Genomic DNA, 15,857 nt, shown 5'->3' with positions numbered 1-15,857 from the left:
GGCACCCCCCCCCCGGGGCGGCGGCCACACGGGCCGCCGCGGGGGCCTTTGCGCTCCCTCCCTAGCCGTCACGCCCACTTAACCAGCAATGAGCGCTGTGAAGGAGGCCTTCACGGCACTCTGGGTGACCACGGGCGCAGAGGGTGTCGGGGCGGTCTGGTAGAGATCACGGGGTGAGCTCCGAATCCGCCCCGCTGTGGGACCTCCCGGAGCCTTCGCGACCCGTGCCGGCGCCGAAGGCGAAACCGGCGCGCGCGAAAACGGCCGCGTCCGCCAAGCCCGGTGCGCCGCGCAAGGGCCAGCAGCAGCCCGCGCCCGAACTCCCGGTCGCCCGCGTCGTCGTCGACATCCCGCTCGCGCACCTCGACCGCCCCTTCGACTACCAGGTCCCAGAGAAGCTGCACGAGGCCGCCGTCCCCGGCTGCCGCGTCCGCGTGCGCTTCGCCGGGCAGCTCGTCGACGGCTATCTCCTCGAACGTTCCGACACCACCGAGTACGAGCGCAAGCTCGCCTTCCTGGAGCGGGTGACCTCCAGCGAGCCCGTGCTGCCCCCGGCACTGCACGCGGTGTGCCGGTCGGTGGCGGACCGCTACGGCGGCACGCTCAGTGACGTCCTGCGGCTCGCGCTCCCGCCCCGGCACGCCAAGGCCGAGGCGGAACCCCCGCGCGAGCCCGCGCCGAGGCCGGCGCCGCCGGAGCGCGAGGCGTGGGCGAAATACCAAGCGGGGCATGCCTTTCTGGACGCGCTGGCCGAGGGCCGCCCCGCCAACGCCGTCTGGCAGGCACTGCCCGGCGAGGACTGGCCGCGCCGTCTCGCCGAAGCCGCCGCGACCGTCGCCGCCCAGGGCCGGGGCGCCGTGCTCGTCGTCCCGGATCATCGCGATCTGACCCGCGTCCACGAGGCGTGCGCCGAACTCGTCGGGGCCGACGCGGTCGTCGCGCTGATCGCCGGGCTGGGCCCGGCCGAGCGCTACCGCCGCTGGCTCGCGGTGCTGCGGGGCGCGGTGCGGGTCGTGGTCGGCACGCGCGCGGCGATGTTCGCCCCGATCGCCGATCCCGGTCTGTTCGTGGTCTGGGACGACGGCGACGACCTGCACCTCGACCCGCACGCGCCGTACCCGCACGTGCGGGACGTGCTGATGGACCGCGCGCACGCCACCCGCTCGTCCCTGCTCGTCGGCGGCTTCGCGCGTACCGCGGAGGCGCAGTTCCTGGTCGAGTCGGGCTGGGCCCAGCCCGTGCTCGCCGCGCGTCCCGAACTGCGGGCCGCCGCGCCCCGGGTCACCCCGGTCGGCGAGGACTTCGACGTCGCGCGGGACGAGGCCGCGCGGGCCGCCCGGCTCCCGGCGGTGGCCTTCGAGGCCGCGCGTCAGGCGCTCGGCGGGGGAGTGCCGGTGCTCGTGCAGGTCCCGCGGCGCGGGTACGTCCCGGGGCTCGCTTGTGGACAGTGCAGGACGTCCGCGCGTTGCCGTCGCTGCGCGGGCCCGCTGACGTTGCCGGGCGGTTCGGTCGACGGCGCGCCCAAGCCGCCCGCGTGCCGGTGGTGTGGCGTCCCGGAAACGGCGTTCCGCTGTCCGGCCTGCGGGTCGGTGCGGCTGCGCGCGGTGATCGTCGGCGCGAAGCGGACCGCCGAGGAGCTGGGCCGGGCGTTCCCCGGCGTCCCGGTGCGGACGTCCGGCGCGACGGAGGTCCTGGCGAGCGTGCCGGGAAAGCCCGCGCTCGTGGTGTGCACCCCGGGCGCGGAACCGGTGGCCGAAGGCGGATACGGCGCGGCGTTGCTGCTCGACGGCTGGGCGTTGCTCGGCAGGCAGGATCTGCGCGCGGGGGAGGAAACCCTGCGCCGGTGGATGGCGGCGGCCGCGCTCGTCCGGCCCGCCGCCTCCGGCGGCCGGGTCGTCGTCGGGGCCGAGGCCGGGCTGACCGTGGTGCAGGCCTTGGTCCGCTGGGACCCGTCCTGGCACGCCGGCCTGGAACTGGCCGAACGCCGCGAACTCGGCTTCCCGCCCGCGATGCGGATGGCCAGCGTCGAGGGCAGCCCGGACGCCGTCGCCGAACTGCTCGACGACCTTCCGCTGCCCGAAACCGGCGAGCTGCTGGGCCCGGTCCCGATCGGCGAGTTCGACGCCGAGGGCAACGCCGCGCGCGAACGCGTCCTGATCCGCGTCACCCGCGCCGACGGCAAGGCCCTCGCCGCCGCCCTGCACGACGCCAGCGCCCGCCGCGACGCCCGCAAAGCCCCCGACCCCATCCGCATCCAACTGGACCCCCTCGCCCTGATCTGACGCCCGGCGAGTCCCACGTTCAGGACGCCGAGTTCCACATTGGGGAGCCCGAGTTCCTCATTCGGTCTCTCGGTGAGGTTTCGCGAATGGGGAACTCGGGCGCGTGAATGTGGAACTCGGGGCCTTGAGTGTGGGACTCGGGCGCGTGGGTGGGGGACTCAGCCTGCGGCGGCGGTGGCGAGGGTGACGACCTGGTCGGCGATGGCGTGGCGGCGGGATTCGAAGTCCTGGTCGGTCAGGGCCGTCGGGGCCGTGGGCTGGCCCAGGACGGGGGTGTGCAGGTGGCCGCCGGGGAGGTCGGGCAGGCCGAGGCCGACGCGGACGCGGTTGCTGCGGAACATGGACTCGTTCGAAAGGTACGTGCCGCCCCCGCCGGAGGCCGCGATTTCGCCGGGGCGCGGGGAATCGGTGCGGCACACCGGCGTCCCGGCGCCGGGATGGGAGCTGTCCGGCCACACGCAGAACTGCTGGTTGAACTTCACCGGGTACGCCCCGGGCGGCGCGGCCTGCATCCGCGCGTAGGGCAGCGTGGTCTCGATGAACTGGACGTCCGGCTGCGGCCAGCCGGCGGCGGGCGGCACCGGGCCGGTCGAGGACGCGCGGTTGTTGTCCGGTGAACCACCGCGCCAGTTACCCGCCCAGCGCTCGATGTCGAACTGCCCCGGCCGTCCCTGGCTCACGGTCATGATCACGTCGGGCCGCCGCGCGCGATCCCGCAGCGCCGAGCCGAAAGCGCTTTCGACGATGCCCTTGTCGAAGTAGCTCCAGACCACCGGGAATGTCACGGTGTGGACGAGCGCGGGACCGTCCGGCGTCTGCAGCACCTTTCCGTCCAGCTGCAACGCGGACGCGCCCGCCGGGTTCGAGATCCGCACCCCGGCGCCGTCGAGCTGGAACGGGTCGAAGCCGCTCACCAGCACCCGGCGGGTGAGCTTCCCGAGCGGGAACCGGACGTCGTCGAGCCCGCGCGAACCCTGGTCGAACGCGGTGAGCAGGCGTTCCCGGACGTCGGGGGCCAGCGGGAACCGAGGCGTCCACTGCCGCAGCGCCGCGCTCATCCGCAGCCGCGCCCAGTACAACGGCCGGTCGTCGTAGCGGTCGAGAGTCCCCAGCTCGGGGCGGCGGCCCTGCGCGCGATCGACGGCCGTGCGCCACAGCTGCCGCCCGGCGTCGGCCACGGTGCGTTCCGCGCGACGCGGTGACGTGCTGCCGCAGAGTTTCCTGGTGAAATCACCGGTGAGCGCGTCGAAACCGGCGAGGCGGATCAGCTCGGGTCCCACGGCGGGCCCTCCGCCCGGCAGTGTCGCGGTCAGCCGTTGCTCTTCGACGGTGAGCGGGACGCTCTTGTCGAAGCAGTCCGTCCCGGTCTCGGCGGTCGCGAGTCCGGGCAGCGCGAGCATCGGGGCGGCGACGAGTACGGGCAGCAAGGCACGCCAGGATCTGGGCACGAGTCCTCCAGTAGTGACCATTTCCCGTGACAGTCCCAGTTCGTGGACGCCGGCAGTAGCGACGTTGGTATTGCCGTTCCGGAGGCTTGTCCACCTCGCGCCGACGGGGCAGACTCGCGCGCATGCCCGCGCACAGAACCCGGACGCCGCGGCGCGTTTTCGCGCTCGCCGCCGTCACCGCACTGCTCACCACCACCGGTGCCGGAGTCGCCTCGGCGGCTCCCGAGGCACAGCCGACACCGAAGTCCCCGGTCGCGATGGGCTACGGCGGCGCCGTGTCCAGCATCGACGCGGACGCGACCGCGATCGGCACGAAGGTGCTGCGCGAGGGCGGCAACGCCGTCGACGCCGCGGTCGCCGTCGCCGCCGCACTCGGGGTCACCGACCCGTTCTCGGCCGGGATCGGCGGTGGCGGGTTCTTCGTGTACTACGACGCGAAGACCCACCGCGTGCACACCCTCGACGGCCGCGAGACGGCGCCGTCGGCAGCGGACGCCGATCTGTTCGTCGAGAACGGCAAGGCGATCCCGTTCGCCGACGCGGTCACCAGCGGGCTGAGCGTCGGTGTCCCCGGTACGCCCGCGACGTGGCAGCAGGCCCTGCGCAAGTGGGGGACCCGTTCGTTCGCGCAGTCGGTCAAGCCCGCGGAACAGTTGGCGCGCAAGGGTTTCTACGTCGACAAGACGTTCCACGACCAGGTCGCGAACAACGCCACCCGGTTCGCCGCCTTCCCGTCGACCCGCTCGCTGTACCTGCCCGGCGGCGCCCCGCCGGTGGTCGGCACGACGTTCCGGAACCCCGACCTCGCCGACACCTACGCGCAGCTGGCGAAGCAGGGCACGGACGCGCTGTATCACGGCCCGATCGGGGCCGACGTCGCCAAGACCGTCCAGCAGCCGCCCGTCGATCCGGCCTCGAAGCTGAACGTGCGTCCCGGCAAGCTCGGTACCGCGGATCTCGCCGCGTACCAGGCGATCGAGCGCGACCCGACGCACACGAAGTACGAGGGCCTCGACGTCTACGGCATGCCCGCGCCGTCCTCGGGCGGGCTGACCGTCGGCGAGGCGCTGAACATCCTGGAGAACTTCGACCTCAAGAAGGCGAGCAAGACCGATTACCTCCAGTACTTCCTGGAGTCGACGCGGTTCGCCTTCGCCGACCGCAACCGCTGGATCGGCGACCCCGCGACCATCGATGTCCCGGCGCGCGAGCTGCTGAGCCAGCGCTTCGCCGACTCGCGGGCCTGCCTGATCTCGAAGGACAAGGCCGCGACGAGCCCGGTCGCCCCGGCGGACCCGCGTCAGCCGGCGAAGTGCGCGTCAGGCACCACCGGCGCGCCCACGCCGTACGAGGGCGAGAACACCACGCATCTGACGGTCGCCGACCGGTGGGGCAACGTCGTCGCCTACACGCTGACCATCGAGCAAGAGGGCGGCAGCGGCATCGTCGTCCCCGGCCGCGGGTTCCTGCTCAACAACGAGCTGACCGACTTCTCGTTCACGCCGGTCACTCCCGGCGTCCCCGACCCGAACCTGCCCGGTGCGGGCAAGCGGCCGCGCTCCTCGATGGCGCCGACGATCGTGCTGCGGGACGGCAAGCCGTTCTTCGCGGCCGGTTCGCCGGGCGGTGCGTCGATCATCACCACGGTGCTGCAGGTGATCCTCGGCAGGCTCGACCGCGGGCTGTCGCTGGAGGACGCCATCGCCGCGCCGAGGGCGTCGCAGCGGAACTCGGCACAGGCACAGGTGGAGCAGGAGTTCCTCAACCAGCCCGAGACCGCGGAACTGAAGGCGCGAGGGCAGGGCTTCTCCGGCGCGCCCGCGGAGATCGGCGCCTCGACCGGTGTCGAACGGCTGCGGGACGGACGCTGGATCGCCGCGGCCGAACCGGTCCGGCGCGGCAGCGGCGCGGCCCAGGTCGTCTTCCCCTGGCGGTGGCCCGGCGAGCACTGAGCCTCGCTTGGGGCCACACAGCGCGCCGGGGGCGAGGGGGCCTTCTAGACTGTCCCCGATGGTCCAGATCGAATACCCGGTGGGGGTCTGATGCGCCTCGTCTTCGCCGGGACCCCCGAACCCGCCGTTCCGTCCCTGCGCGCGCTGATCAAGTCGGAACGGCACGAAGTCGTCGCCGTGGTGACCCGCCCGGACGCCCATGCCGGGCGCGGTCGCCGCGTCGTGCGCTCGCCGATCGGCGCGCTCGCCGACGAGCACGGCATCGAGGTGCTGACGCCGGAGCGCGCCGGCGATCCCGCGTTCCTGGCGCGCCTGGCCGAGCTGGCGCCGGACGCGTGCCCGGTGGTCGCCTACGGCGCGCTGCTGCCGCGGTCCGCGCTCGACATCCCGGCGCACGGCTGGGTCAACCTGCACTTCTCGCTGCTGCCCGCGTGGCGTGGCGCGGCGCCGGTGCAGGCCGCGATCCGCGCGGGCGACGAGATCACCGGCGCGTCCACCTTCCGGATAGTCAAGGAACTGGACGCCGGGCCGGTGTACGGGGTGGTCACCGAGCCGATCGGCGCCCACGACACCGCGGGCGAGCTGCTGGGCAGGCTCGCCGAGTCCGGCGCCCAGCTGCTGGTGTCCACTATGGACGGACTGGAGGACGGCACGGTGCGTGCCGTCGAGCAGCAGGGCGACGGCGTGAGCTACGCCCCGAAGGTCACCGTCGAGGACGCCCGCGTGTCGTTCGCCGACCCCGCTTCGGCGGTCGACCGGCAGGTGCGCGCGGTGACGCCGGAACCGGGAGCGTGGGCCGAGTTCCGGGGCGAGCGGCTCAAGCTCGGCCCGGTCACCGTCGCCGACGAGCCGGGGCCGCCGCCGGGTGAGCTGGTGGTGCAGCGGCGCCGGGTGCTCGTCGGCACGGCGACGAAACCCCTGCAACTCGGCGAGGTGCAGGCGCCGGGCAAGAAACGGATGGCCGCCACCGACTGGGCGCGCGGGACACGGATCGAAGAAGGAGAGCGCCTGCGGTGAGCGAGTACAGGCAACGGCGGCCGTCGCGGCCGCAGCGGGACCGTCCGGCTCCGCGCAAGGAAGGCCCGCGCCGCCCGCCGGAGGTGGATCCGGCCCGGCAGGTCGCCTTCGACGTGCTGCGCGCCGTCCGGGAGCGCGACGCCTACGCCAACCTCGTGCTGCCGGATCTGCTCCGGGAGCGGCGGATCACCGGCCGGGACGCGGCACTGGCCACCGAGCTGACCTACGGCGCCTCGCGGGCGCAGGGCCTGCTCGACGCCATCCTGGAAGCCTGCGCCGACCGCCCACTGTCCAAAGCGGACCCGCTGGTGGTGGACGCGCTGCGGCTGGGCACCTACCAGCTGCTGCGCACCCGCATCCCCGAGCACGCGGCCGTCGGATCCACTGTGGACCTCGCGCGCGCCGAAGTGGGTTCCTACGTCTCGGGTTTCGTGAACGCCGTGCTGCGCAAGGTGTCCGAAAAGGACGAAGCGGCCTGGCTGGACGAGCTGGCTCCCGACGAGGCCGCCGATCCGATCGGCGCCTACGCGATGCGGACCGCGCATCCGCGCTGGGTCGCGCGCTCGTTCGCCGAAGCCTTGGGGGACAAGGGCGCCGAGCTGAAGGCGGCGCTGGAGGCCGACGACGCGCGGCCCGAGGTCCACCTGGTCGCGCGACCGGGCGAGATCAGCGCGGACGAACTCGCCGCCGTCACCGGTGGCGACCCCGCGCCATACTCGCCCTACGGTGTGCGGCTGCCCGCCGGCGCCGGTGACCCGGCCGACGCGGAGCCGGTGCGGGAACGGCTGGCCGCGGTGCAGGACGAGGGCAGTCAGCTGTGTGCCGTCGCCGTGACGAAGGTACCGCTGACCGGATCGGACGAGCGCTGGCTCGACCTGTGTGCCGGGCCCGGCGGGAAGGCGGCCCTGCTGGGCGCGCTGGCGGGATTGAGCGGCGCGCGCGTCGACGCGGTCGAGAAGGCGCCACACCGCGCGCGGCTGATCGAGAAGACCACCGAAGGCTTGCCGGTCACGGTACACGTCGCCGATGGCAGGGAAAGCGGGCTCGAACCGGGCTACGACCGGGTACTCGTCGACGCTCCGTGCAGCGGGCTCGGTGCGCTGCGGCGGCGTCCCGAAGCACGCTGGCGGCGTCAGCCTGGCGACGTCGCGGATCTGACGAAGCTGCAGGGCGAACTCCTTGTCGCGGCACTGGACCTCGTGCGGCCCGGCGGGATCGTCACCTACGTCGTCTGCTCGCCGCACCTGGCCGAGACCGAGGGCGTCGTCGGCGAGATCGCGCGGCGCACCAAGAGCGAAGTGGTCGACGCGCGCGAGTTCTTCCCCGAAGTGCCGCAGCTCGGCAACGGGCCGTATGTGCAGTTGTGGCCGCACCGCCACGGCACGGACGCGATGTTCTGCGCCGTACTGCGCAAGCCGTGACGAACCTCGGGCTGATCGCGAGCTCGTGTGGCGGGCTGGACACCCGGCTCGCCACCGAGCTGGCGAAACCCGCCGCCGCGCGGGGCTGGCGGCTCGCGATCACCCTGACACCGACGGCCGCCCGCTGGCTCGACCACACCGGCGGCCTCGCGGATCTCGAGTCGTGCACCGATCTGCCGGTCCGCAGCGTCTCGCGGCTGCCCGGCGAGGCACGCCCGCATCCGGATCCCGAGGTCTTCCTCTTCGCGCCCGCCTCGGCGAATTCGGTGGCGAAACTGGCGCTGGGCATCGCGGACAACCAGGCGCTGACCGTGCTCGGCGACGTGCTGGGCACGCCCGGCATCACGATCGTGGTGGCCTACCAGATCCAGGACACCCGCGTGCACCATCCGGCGTGGCGGCGTCATCTGGACACCCTCGCCGAAGCGGGCGTCGTCCTGCATCGCCTCGATCCCCGGCGGCCGTGGACCGAGACCCTGGACCTGCTCCCGGCCCGCTGATTCCGGAGAACCCGTTACCGGAGGTTACGTTTACCTATTGACGAACACTGATGTTCGTGAAAAAGTTCCGCGTCGTGGACATCGCGGGCAAGCGGGTACTGATCACGGGCGCGGCGAGCGGCATCGGCCGGGCGATCGCGCGGCGCGCGGCGGCCGAGGGCGCGCGGCTCTACCTCACCGACCTCGACGCGGGGCTGTTGGCGGAGACGGCGCGGGAGATCCGCGCGGAGGGCGGAGTGGTCGCCTACGCCGGGGCCGCCGATGTCAGTGACCTGGCCGAGGTCCACAGGATCGGGCACGAGATCCACACGGACTGTGGGAGTCTCGACGTGGTCATGAACGTCGCGGGCATTTCCGCGTGGGGCACGGTGGAGCGGCTCGAACACCGGCACTGGCGCTCGATGGTCGACGTCAACCTGATGGGGCCGATCCACGTGATCGAGACGTTCCTGCCTCCGATGATCGCCGCCGGGCGGGGCGGGCACCTGGTCAACGTGTCCTCGGCCGCGGGGCTGATCGGGTTGCCGTGGCACGCGGCCTACAGCGCGAGCAAGTTCGGGCTGCGCGGGGTGTCGGAGGTGCTGCGGTTCGATCTGCGCGCGCACGGCATCGGGGTCAGCCTGGTCTGTCCCGGCGGGGTGCGCACTCCGCTGGCCGACACGCTGGAGGTCGCGGGCGTCGACACGACGGACGCGGCGTTCGCGCGGCTGCGGGACGGGTTCCGCAGGCACGCGGTCACGCCCGAGCGGGTGGCCGCGGTGACGGTGCGGGCGGTGCGGCGCGGCCGGTACCTGGTCTACACCTCGCGCGACATCCAGGTGATCCACCTGATTCAGCGCGTGTGCCCGCCGGTGTACGTTCTCCTGATGCGGCTGGCCAATCTCGTCATGCGGCGGATGCTGCGGCAGGCGGCCGCGTCGTGACCGCGCCGCGGATCGCGCCCGGCGGCCCGGCCGAGGTCGGGCGGTTCGCCTGGGGCCTCGCCTGGCTCAGCGGGCGCGTCGCCGGGACGACACCGCCGAACCTGTTCCTCACGATGGCGCGGCATCGGCGGCTGTTCCGGGGCTGGCTGCGGTTCGCCGCCCGGCTCATGCCCGGCGGCACCCTCCCGCGGCGGGAGACCGAATTGGTCATCCTGCGGGTCGCGCACGTGCGGGAGTGCCGCTACGAATTCGAGCACCACGTCCGGCTCGGCAGGCGTGCCGGGGTCACCGCCGAAGACGTCCGGCGGATCGGGGCGGGACCCGGCGAGCCGGGCTGGTCGCCCCGCGAGAAGGCGCTGCTGACCGCGGTGGACGTCCTGCTGGAACGGCGCGATCTGGACGAGGACACCTGGTCGGCGCTGCGCGGATATCTGGACGAGAAATCCGTGATCGAATTCGTGCTTCTGACCGGGCATTACGACATGCTGGCCACGTTCCTCACCACGCTGCGCGTCCGGCCGGACGGGGCGCGGCGATGACGGGACGGCTGCCGAGCGGGCGGCACCAGCTCACCAGGGACGAGGTCGTCGGCGCGCAGCGGGCCCGGATGCTGCGCGCCGCCGCGGAGGCGATGGCCGAGCGCGGTTACGCAGGCACCACGGTCGCCGACGTCATCAAGCGCGCCGGTGTTTCGCGGGAGACGTTCTACCAGCAGTTCACCAACAAGCAGGCGTGTTTCATCGCCGCGCTCGAAGCGGCGATCGGGCAGCTGGCCGCGTTCGGGGGCCCGCTGCCGTCCGGCACGCCGCTGGAGCGCTTCGACGGCTTCATCGGGACGTACCTCGGCACGCTGGCGGCCGAGCCCGCGCTCGCCCGGCTGTTCCTCATCGAAACCTATGCCGCCGGCCCCGAAGCGATGCGTCGCAGGCTGGAGTTGCAGCAGCATTTCGTCGACCTGATCGCGCTGACCTTCGACGCGCGATCGGCCGAGGAACGCTTTGCCTGCCAGGCACTCGTCGGGTCGATCGTCTCGCTGGTGACGGCCCGCTTCGTCGAAGACGACGTCGACGGACTCCACGCGCTGCGGGAGCCCATCGTCGCCCTTGCCCGGAGGCTACTCGAAGGTCCACAGTAGACGGTCAGTTGTCAACGTACTTGCCGAGGACGGCCCGGTAGTCGGCGGAGTCCGGCTCGGTGTGGATACTGGTGGTGCCGCGCTTGGTGAGGGTCATGGACGGGCAGCTGGGTTTCTCGCTGCCCCGCATCTTCTCGGTGCCGATCTTCTTGCCGGTCTTGGCTTCGTACAGCGTGACGTCGTACATGCCCTGGTAGAGCTTGAGGGAGTCGGAGGTGAACTGGCAGTCCTTGAGATACGGGCCGTCGTCGGGCTTGTCGAGGCAGGCGATGACCTGGACCTGGCGCGGGTTCAGCCGGATGTCGTCCCACTGCGGGGGCACGTCGGCGCCCATCGACGCGATGTTGGCGTAACCGGCGTCGTCGGTGACGAACACGCCGACGGGGTGCGGGCCGGTGCCGGTGTAGGCGTCGTTCTGCGGGAAGTACTTGCTCGAACAGCCCGTCTTGAGTTCCGAGACGCGGGCGGGGGTGTCGGCGGCCTTCGGGGCGAACAGGACCCAGTAGCCGCCGTAGCCGATCGCGGCCACCACGGCCACGGCGATCAGCCGCACGGCCAGCGTCCGGCCCTTGCTTTCCGTCGCTTGTCCTTGCCGTGCCCCGCGTTTGCCGCGCACCGCGGCGAAGACGAGGAACGCGATGGGGGAGGCCGCCACCAAGGCGAACAGGATGCCGATGGGCACATTGCCGTTCTGGAACGCGATCACGGAGAACAGCACGGCGAGCCCGACCAGGAGCACGAACAACTGAGCCATGCCCCGAAGCTAAGGCCGCAGTGATGACATCCCGATGACACGGACGTCCTGAGGCCACAGTGGACTCAGCTTCCGCCGCCAGCCACGGTACCTCGCCGGGGAAGAACAGGTGGTTGCCGGCGGGATGGACGCGGATGGTGACCTCCTGCCGGTCGGCGAGGCCGCCCGCCACCGGGCGAGATCGTCTTCCACGAACGTCCGGTGGTGGACACCTTGGAACTGCTGGCCCATCCGGTCCGGCTGCGGATCGTGCACGCCTTGCGGGGCGGCCGGATCCTCACCACGGCGCAACTGCGCGCCCTGCTGCCCGGCGTGTCCAAGGCGATGGTCTACCGGCATGGCGATCTGCTCGCCTCCGGCGGGATCCTGGAGGTGGCCGAGGAACGGCGGGTGCGGGGTGCGGTGGAACGCGGCTACCGGCTGCGGCAGCATCGCGCGGTCATCGGCGCCGACACGGTCAGGTCGTTGTCGGCCGTCGACCACCCGCGCGGGTTCGCCACCGCGATGGCCGCGCCGGTCGCCGAGTTCACCGCCTACCTGGATCGCGAACGCGCCGACCCGGCGGGCGATCTCGTCGGCTACCGGCAGCACGCCGTCTGGCTCAGCCGCACGGAACTCGAGGCGATGATCGGCGCACTGCGGGCCGTGATCGCGCCCCGGCCGGCGTACGAACCCGTTCCCGGTACGTGCTCAGCCCGATCCCCTTCCCGAACGAAGAACCGGCTGCAGACCCCGGCTCGGAAGACCGTTAGGCGGCCTTCCCGGCGGGTCAGGTTCTGAGGTGGATGGTGTTGCGTCGTGGTGTGCGGGTCGCGTCCAGCCAGGCGGGCGGGACGAATTCGGGTAGTCCGTCGGTGGTGATGCGGACTTCCCATTCGGAGTGGTGGATGAGCTTGTGGTGGACGGAACATAAGAGCACGAGATTGTCCACTTTGGTCTCACCATGGTGTGCCCAATACACCACATGGTGCGCCGTACAACGGTAGGCAGGCGCATCGCATCCCGGGAAGGCACAGCCTCCGTCGCGTCGGATCAGCGCCCGGCGGATGGCTGGGGTGGCGAGTCGCTGCGCGCGTCCCACGTCGAGGGGTTCGCTGTGTGAGCCCAGGACCATGGGGATGATTTTGGCGTCGCAGGCCAGGCGTCGTGCTTCGGCTGCGGTGATCTCCCCGAGTAGATCGAGGGTGGCCTGTCCGATTCCGGATCGCAGCTCTTCCAAGCTGACGGTCACGACGATGTGCGTGGCTTCTCCGGCTTGGGTGGGCAGGTCGGGATGTTCGGCCCACATCCGCACCAGCTCCGAGAACGCGCAACCACGCCGCTCCCACTGAGTCCGAGTGTCGCGCCCCTCTTCCTCAGTGGCGGGCCGTGGCTTCGCCAGCGGATCCAGCATCGCTTGCAGGCGCGCGGAAGTCTCATCGTCCACCCGGGCCTTGATCTGATGCCCGCCATCACGGTGCGGTGCGATCGAGAACTCCGGCTGGAACGGCTTGGGGTCGCGGGTTTTCGGCTCTTTCCCATCAGGGTCGAGTTGGGCGAGCAGGCGTCGTCCGGCGGCCCGGATTTCTCGGGGTCCGGCGGCGCGGGCCAGTTCGGCCAGGATCTTCTCCGCCTGCTCCCGGTCCTGCACCGACACGGTCTGGGGAAGCTTGTCCAGCACCCGCAGGATTTCGTCGGTCTGCGCGGCGCCGACCGCGCCCTCGGCAGCGGCCTGCGCGGTCGCGGGCGCAGCAGGCGGCTGCTCACCGGAAGTCAGGTCGCGGGTGCCGTTCAACGCCAGAGCCCGCGCCGCGCGAGCTTTCGCCTCGGCGTACGGGATGTTCAACGTCTCCTGCAACAGTCGCACAAGACTCCCGTATCCGGTGGTATCGCGGATTCCGCGGCGTTCCAACTCGGCCATGACCTCGCCCTGGACTGCGGCTTCACGCCGCTGCACCCACTCGGACTCCAGAAGCCTGTCCAGCAGGCAGCTGACATCCTCGCGCCACCACTCGGTGCGCGATGCCTGGGTGCTGCTGTCGACTGACATACCTCCACGATACGCCGCCTGATCGAACATGTGTGCTATCGATCGGGTGAACCTGAAAAACGCACTTTTCCTTGCGGTGTAAGGACTTCCTCCAACTTCGAGGCCGCGCCGGCCGCGTGCTCGGCAGTTTCGGTGCCCGCCCCGGTACGGTGATGCCTCGACCAATCGGCACGGGGAGAACGGTCAGGAAACGAGAGGCCAGGATGACGCGCAGACTTGTCTTGAGACGGCCCAGCGGGGCCGGTCGCCGCAGCCGGTTCGCGCTGGGACTGGGGGTTCTGGGGTCGATCGCGGTCATCTGCGGAACACGCTGGTGGCTGGGGACGAACGACTGGGCGGGCCTTGGCCAATGGGTCGGGGGCATGGGGGCGCTGGTTGCTGCTGGAACCGCCTTGTATATCGCGAACCGTGATGTGAAGCGGGAACTGGCCCGAGAAGCCGAGCGCGTGCGGGTGCACGCCTACTACGTCGAAGCCAGAATTCTCTTTCCTCAACAGTCGATGCAGGTCCCGCAGGTCGCGGTCGTGAACGCGGGAACCGAGCCCGTGCTGAACGTCCGGTTGATGACGTTGCATCGGGCCAGTCCGTCGGCGCCGTCGGCCGAGATCGGCGGAGGGGCCGAATGTCCTGTGCTTCTGCCTGATGAGCCGTGGACGATCCCGCTCACCGTATTCCCGGAGGAAGGGGACACGGTCGAGATCGTCTATGACGACTTGGCGGGCACACGGTGGCGCCGCAACGGAAAGCAAGCGCCGCTGCCCTCCGCAAACTAGCGCACCAAGCCCCACCCGGACGGAAAGACCGTTAAGGCCACCTTACGGGCGTCCGACGCCCGTAAGGTGGCCTTAACGGCATGGGACCGTCGCGAGTGGACGGTCGGACGGAGCTCAGTGCAGGCGCAGGGCCCGCTTCAGGGTGCCGAACAGATCCGTCTGGTTGGTCAGTCCGACGACGTTCGCCGCCTGCGGGCCGTAGCCCGCGATCCGCACCTGGGTGCCGGTGTGCTCCTGCGAGGAACCGGGCATCGCGGTGGCGTAGTTGAGGGTCATGTTCGCACCCTCGTTGGTGATCAGCGTGGCGGTCTGGCCGGGGCTGACGGTGCCGTTCTCGACGATCTGGCTGGTGTGGCCGTGGTCGGCGGTGACGATCACCAGGGTGTCCGGGTTACTGCGCGCGAAGGCGAGACCGGCCGCGACGGCGGCGTCGAAGTCGATCGTCTCACCGATCTGGCCGCACGGGTCGGCGGCGTGGTCCTGCTTGTCGATGCTCGCACCCTCGACCTGGAGGAAGAAACCCTTGCCACCGCGGCGGTCGTCGAGCAGCTGCAGTGCCTTGCGGGTCTGGTCGGCCAGCTTCGGCTGGGTCTTGGGCAGGGCCGGGTTCGGCGCGCAGCGGGTCGGCGGGGTGCCGCCCTGGCGGGCGACCGGGCCGGTCCAGTTGGTGGGCATGTTGCCCTCGGCGAACAGGCCGAGCACCGGCTTGCCCGCCTTGGCCGCGCCGAGGCCCTCGGCGCTGTCGACGACCTGGTAGCCCGCCGCCTTGGCCTGGTCCAGCACGGTCTTGCCCTGGAACGGGCCCGCCTTCACCTGCTGCTTGAAGTATTTCGCGCCGCCGCCGAGCAGGACGTCGGGGCGGGTCTGCACCAGCTGCTCGGCGATCGAACCGGCGCCGCCGTTCTCCTTGGCGTTGGCCGCACACTTCGCGGACGTCTCGTTCGGGCCCTTGCAGTCGCGGTTGACGACGTGCGAGCCGAGGACGGCCGGGGTGGCGTCCTGCACCTCGGCGGTTGTGACGTCGCCGGTGCGCAGTCCTGCCCGCTTGGCCAGCTCCAGGATCGTCGGCACCGGATTTCCGTACGCGTCGACGGAAATCGCGCCGTTGTAGGTCTTGGTGCCGGTGGCCCAGCCGGTGCCGGACGCGGCCGAGTCGGTGACGTAGTCGGGCTTCGAGGGGTTGTTCTTCTCGACGGCGTAGGTGGTGTAGTCGCCGGTGAGCGGGAACTCGTCCATCGCGAGCCGTCCGGCGGCACCGCGCTCGTAGTTGCGCGCCGAGGTGATCTCGGACTGGCCCATACCGTCGCCGATGAACAGGATGACGTTCTTCGCGAACCCGCCGCGGACGGCGGAACGGACATCCTGGGTGCGGTCGCCGGAACCCGCGGAACGGACTTCGGCGTCGGTGCCGGCGAAGGCGACCGGCGCGGCCGCGATCGTCACCGCGGCGAGTGCGCCCGCCGCCAGCCACTTCCGGCGGCCTGCGAACAGCGAAGGCATCGGTTCTCCTTGTGGGGACTCGTGGTTTTCGCCCGCTTGGTCGGGCATGGGTCATTAGTCCCCGTGCATGTGTGCGCTGTGCTGCCCCCAGACGAGCGGCGGGTGACCGCCGGGTGAACAGGT

14 protein-coding genes are annotated in these 15,857 nt (G+C 71.5%); 10 read left to right on the top strand and 4 right to left on the bottom strand.

Annotation, left to right across the window (positions count from 1 at the left end):
* Nucleotides 1-173 precede the first annotated feature (173 nt).
* Nucleotides 174-2,282 carry a primosomal protein N' gene (locus tag ACFWX1_RS16130; RefSeq protein ID WP_378387902.1) on the top strand — a complete coding sequence of 703 codons (2,109 nt, stop codon included), beginning with the start codon at nt 174-176 and terminating at the stop codon, nt 2,280-2,282.
* A gap of 158 nt (nt 2,283-2,440) precedes the next feature.
* Here ACFWX1_RS16130 and ACFWX1_RS16125 read toward each other — a convergent pair whose 3' ends face one another.
* Nucleotides 2,441-3,730: a hypothetical protein gene (locus ACFWX1_RS16125; RefSeq protein WP_378387900.1), complete on the bottom strand. Its 1,290-nt coding sequence runs from the start codon at nt 3,728-3,730 to the stop codon at nt 2,441-2,443.
* Between the two features lie 122 nt (nt 3,731-3,852).
* Between ACFWX1_RS16125 and ggt the strand changes: the two genes are divergently transcribed.
* The 7 genes from ggt (at nt 3,853) to ACFWX1_RS16090 (ending at nt 10,678) form a co-directional block, all read left to right on the top strand.
* Nucleotides 3,853-5,682: a gamma-glutamyltransferase gene (gene ggt / locus ACFWX1_RS16120; RefSeq protein WP_378387899.1), complete on the top strand. Its 1,830-nt coding sequence runs from the start codon at nt 3,853-3,855 to the stop codon at nt 5,680-5,682.
* Between the two features lie 90 nt (nt 5,683-5,772).
* On the top strand, nt 5,773-6,699 hold the full coding sequence (fmt, locus tag ACFWX1_RS16115; protein ID WP_378387897.1) for a methionyl-tRNA formyltransferase: 927 nt from the start codon (nt 5,773-5,775) through the stop codon (nt 6,697-6,699).
* Nucleotides 6,696-8,120, top strand: a complete 1,425-nt coding sequence (locus tag ACFWX1_RS16110; protein WP_378387895.1) for an RsmB/NOP family class I SAM-dependent RNA methyltransferase — start codon at nt 6,696-6,698, stop codon at nt 8,118-8,120. Before fmt ends, ACFWX1_RS16110 begins: the two co-directional genes overlap by 4 nt.
* Complete coding sequence (locus ACFWX1_RS16105) at nt 8,117-8,620, top strand: flavoprotein (RefSeq protein WP_378387893.1); 504 nt, start codon at nt 8,117-8,119, stop codon at nt 8,618-8,620. Before ACFWX1_RS16110 ends, ACFWX1_RS16105 begins: the two co-directional genes overlap by 4 nt.
* A gap of 56 nt (nt 8,621-8,676) precedes the next feature.
* Nucleotides 8,677-9,543, top strand: coding sequence for an SDR family oxidoreductase (locus ACFWX1_RS16100; protein ID WP_378387891.1), 867 nt, complete (start codon nt 8,677-8,679; stop codon nt 9,541-9,543).
* A complete protein-coding gene (locus ACFWX1_RS16095; RefSeq protein WP_378387890.1) occupies nt 9,540-10,082 on the top strand; it encodes a carboxymuconolactone decarboxylase family protein in 543 nt (180 codons plus the stop codon). Before ACFWX1_RS16100 ends, ACFWX1_RS16095 begins: the two co-directional genes overlap by 4 nt.
* Nucleotides 10,079-10,678: a TetR/AcrR family transcriptional regulator gene (locus tag ACFWX1_RS16090; RefSeq protein ID WP_378387888.1), complete on the top strand. Its 600-nt coding sequence runs from the start codon at nt 10,079-10,081 to the stop codon at nt 10,676-10,678. Before ACFWX1_RS16095 ends, ACFWX1_RS16090 begins: the two co-directional genes overlap by 4 nt.
* Before the next feature lie 4 nt (nt 10,679-10,682).
* Here the strand turns inward: ACFWX1_RS16090 and ACFWX1_RS16085 are convergent, their stop codons facing one another.
* Entirely contained in the window at nt 10,683-11,432 is a 750-nt protein-coding gene (locus tag ACFWX1_RS16085; RefSeq protein WP_378387886.1) for a hypothetical protein, read from the bottom strand.
* A 204-nt stretch (nt 11,433-11,636) separates the two neighbouring features.
* On the opposite strand from ACFWX1_RS16085, the gene ACFWX1_RS16080 reads away from it, so the two are divergent.
* The gene (locus ACFWX1_RS16080) at nt 11,637-12,212 is read left to right on the top strand and encodes a helix-turn-helix domain-containing protein (protein WP_378387884.1); all 576 of its coding nucleotides are present in this window, start codon (nt 11,637-11,639) and stop codon (nt 12,210-12,212) included.
* On the opposite strand, the gene ACFWX1_RS16075 is transcribed toward ACFWX1_RS16080, so the two are convergent.
* On the bottom strand, nt 12,202-13,491 hold the full coding sequence (locus ACFWX1_RS16075; RefSeq protein ID WP_378387882.1) for a DUF222 domain-containing protein: 1,290 nt from the start codon (nt 13,489-13,491) through the stop codon (nt 12,202-12,204). The genes ACFWX1_RS16080 and ACFWX1_RS16075 overlap by 11 nt on opposite strands.
* A 173-nt stretch (nt 13,492-13,664) precedes the next feature.
* Here ACFWX1_RS16075 and ACFWX1_RS16070 point away from each other — a divergent pair, with 173 nt between their 5' ends.
* On the top strand, nt 13,665-14,234 hold the full coding sequence (locus tag ACFWX1_RS16070) for a hypothetical protein (RefSeq protein ID WP_378387880.1): 570 nt from the start codon (nt 13,665-13,667) through the stop codon (nt 14,232-14,234).
* 114 nt (nt 14,235-14,348) lie between these two features.
* Here ACFWX1_RS16070 and phoA read toward each other — a convergent pair whose 3' ends face one another.
* Nucleotides 14,349-15,734, bottom strand: coding sequence for an alkaline phosphatase (gene phoA / locus ACFWX1_RS16065; RefSeq protein WP_378387878.1), 1,386 nt, complete (start codon nt 15,732-15,734; stop codon nt 14,349-14,351).
* Nucleotides 15,735-15,857: the final 123 nt, after the last annotated feature.

It is taken from the genome of Amycolatopsis sp. NPDC059021 (assembly GCF_042739895.1).
GTDB lineage: Bacteria > Actinomycetota > Actinomycetes > Mycobacteriales > Pseudonocardiaceae > Amycolatopsis.
This window is presented reverse-complemented; position numbering and strand designations above follow the sequence as displayed.